Source organism: Proteiniphilum sp. UBA1028, from assembly GCF_002316955.1.
GTDB lineage: Bacteria > Bacteroidota > Bacteroidia > Bacteroidales > Dysgonomonadaceae > Proteiniphilum.
In genome coordinates this window covers 1-2,728 of record NZ_DCEN01000022.1, presented here as the reverse complement: position 1 = coordinate 2,728, position 2,728 = coordinate 1, and the positions used below count along the sequence as shown (strand labels likewise).

2 protein-coding genes are annotated in these 2,728 nt (G+C 51.0%); both read right to left on the bottom strand.

Features of this window, described 5'->3' with window-relative positions:
• The coding region (locus tag B3Z75_RS02650) for a DEAD/DEAH box helicase (protein WP_294067471.1) at positions 1-1,180 on the bottom strand (1,180 nt) is incomplete at its 3' end.
• A gap of 87 nt (positions 1,181-1,267) precedes the next feature.
• Positions 1,268-2,548, bottom strand: coding sequence for a serine hydroxymethyltransferase (gene glyA / locus B3Z75_RS02645; RefSeq protein WP_294067469.1), 1,281 nt, complete (start codon positions 2,546-2,548; stop codon positions 1,268-1,270).
• Between the last annotated feature and the right edge of the window lie 180 nt (positions 2,549-2,728).

Here is a 2,728-nt window from a genome sequence, read left to right as displayed (position 1 = left end):
CCACGAAGCCCAGGTTGCGAAACTGTACTATATCCTCAATCAAAGCGTGGGTGCCAATCAGGATATTTACTTTCCCGGAAAGCAGCCCTGCGTGGATCTCCTCCCGCTCTTTCTTTCTCGTGGAGCCAGTCAGCAATGCTACCCCCACATTCATGCCGGAGAGCATCTGCGTGAATGTATCATAATGCTGTGCCGCCAGGATCTCCGTGGGTGCCATCAGGCAGGACTGAAATCCATTGTCGAGGGCAATCAGCATGCACATGATCGCCACCATGGTCTTGCCGCTTCCCACATCACCCTGCAGCAGGCGGTTCATCTGCCTCCCGGAGGCGGTATCCTTCCGGATCTCCCGGATTACTCTCTTCTGGGCATTTGTCAACGGAAAGGGTAGTTTCTTTTTGTAAAATGAATTGAGATAATCTCCAACCTTGGGGAAAAGGATCCCTTTCAGCTTTGCTTTCCGGTCGGATGAGTAACGCACGATGCTTAGCTGGATATAGAACAGCTCTTCAAACTTCAGCCGGAACTCGGCATCGCGCAGCTGCGCCGGCGACTTGGGAAAGTGAATATTTTCCACCGCATCGTGAAAAGACATCAACCGGGCCTCCTTTACCACATCGGGTGAAAGTGATTCCGGCAGCGGCTCCTTAATCAGCCCGAATGCATTTTCCATGATCTTCTGCATCGCCCTGGAGTTGAGGTAATGGTTCTTCATCTTTTCCGTGGTATTGTACATCGCCATCAACCCTTCCGGCCGGTCCGATTCATCCATGAAAGGATCGATCTCGGGATGCGGAATATTCCACTTGCCGTTGAAGAGATTGGGTTTTCCGAAGATGATGTACTCCTGGTTGAGCTTGTACTTGCTTTCGATGAAACGGACACCCTGAAACCAGACCAGGTCGACGAAGCCGGTACCGTCGGTAAAATGCGCCACCAGCCTCCTTTTCCTTCCTTCTCCAAAGGCTTCAAAGGCGGTGATCTTCCCCTTCAACTGGATGTAGGCCTGCGACTGGTCAATCTCGTGCACGTAGTACATCCGCGTCCGGTCGATATATCGATAGGGGTACCACCGAAGCAGGTCTCCCAGCGTAAAGACATCGAGCTCCTTCTGCAGGATATCGGCTCTTTTGGGTCCCACGCCGGGAACATATTTTATTTCGGTCTGAAGAATATGCATTGCTTATCGCGAGTTTCATGCAAATGTAAATAAAAAATGGGGAATGGCTAAGCCACTCCCCATCTCTTTATCAGTTATCCGGGCATCCTACCAGGCGAAAAGCGGATATTGCTTCATGGTCACGTTCACTTTTTCGCGCACCGATGCGATGGTCTTCGGGTCGTCCACGCGAGAGAGCACGGTGTCGATCAATTCCACGATCTCTCCCATCAGTTCTTCTTTTGCTCCGCGGGTGGTGATGGCCGGCGTACCGAAACGGAGGCCCGATGTCTGGAATGGCGAGCGGCTGTCGAAAGGCACCATGTTCTTGTTGGTGGTGATATCGGCCTCCACAAGTACCTTCTCCGCTACCTTACCGGTCAGATCAGGGAACTTGGTGCGCAGGTCTACCAGCACGATGTGGTTATCGGTACCGCCCGAGACGACATTATATCCCTTGTCGGCGAAGGCCTGCGCCATTACGGCCGCATTCTTTTTCACCTGTGTCTGATAGGTCTTGTATTCCGGCTGGAGTGCCTCGTAAAAAGAAACCGCTTTCGAGGCAATCACATGTTCAAGGGGACCGCCTTGCATGCCAGGAAAAACAGCTGAATCCAGCAGTGCCGACATCATCTTAACCTCTCCCTTGGGTGTGGTGAGGCCCCAGGGGTTTTCAAAATCCTTACCCATCAGGATCACGCCTCCACGGGGACCACGCAGTGTCTTATGGGTGGTAGAGGTCACGATGTGTGCGTGTTTAAGCGGATTTTCGAGCAGTCCGGCCGCAATCAGGCCGGCGGGGTGCGCCATATCCACCATGAAGATGGCACCGATCTCATCGGCTATTTTGCGGATACGAGCATAATCCCATTCACGTGAATAGGCCGAGGCACCGGCAATAATGAGTTTGGGTCTTTCAGAGCGTGCCAGTGATTCCAGCTGGTCGTAATCCACTCGCTGATCCTCTTCACGCACATTGTATGCTACAGGTTCAAACATCAGACCGGAGAAGTTGACGGGTGAACCGTGTGAAAGATGGCCACCGTGAGACAGGTTCAGTCCAAGGAATTTATCCCCTGCCTTCAGGCATGCCAGGAAAACAGCAGCGTTTGCCTGCGCTCCCGAGTGTGGTTGCACGTTGGCCCATTCGGCGCCAAAAATCTCTTTTAACCGGTCAATGGCAAGCTGTTCGCCCAGGTCAACCACCTCACAACCGCCATAATACCTTCTTCCGGGATATCCTTCGGCATACTTGTTTGTCAGCACAGAGCCCATGGCCTGCATCACCTGTTTACTCACAAAGTTTTCGGAAGCAATAAGCTCAATACCTTTAAGTTGCCGTTCCTGTTCTTTTCGAATTATCGCGAAGATTTCTCTATCTTGTGTCATAGCGTCATATGTTGCAAAAAAATATCTGCAAAGGTAAGGAACATTTTCGTAAGCAATGTAAGCAAAGGACAAATTTATTTGGGTTTGCTATTGCGAGAATTGAAAATCGAGGAGCGAAAGCGACTCAAAATGTCTAACTTTAGTGAACATTTTCGTATCATCCGACTTTTTGTTATTACC

Bases quoted from the DNA above. Each gene is read 5' to 3' on its own strand.
- glyA (WP_294067469.1), bottom strand. From the start codon at position 2,548: ATGACACAAGATAGAGAAATCTTCGCGATAATTCGAAAAGAACAGGAA.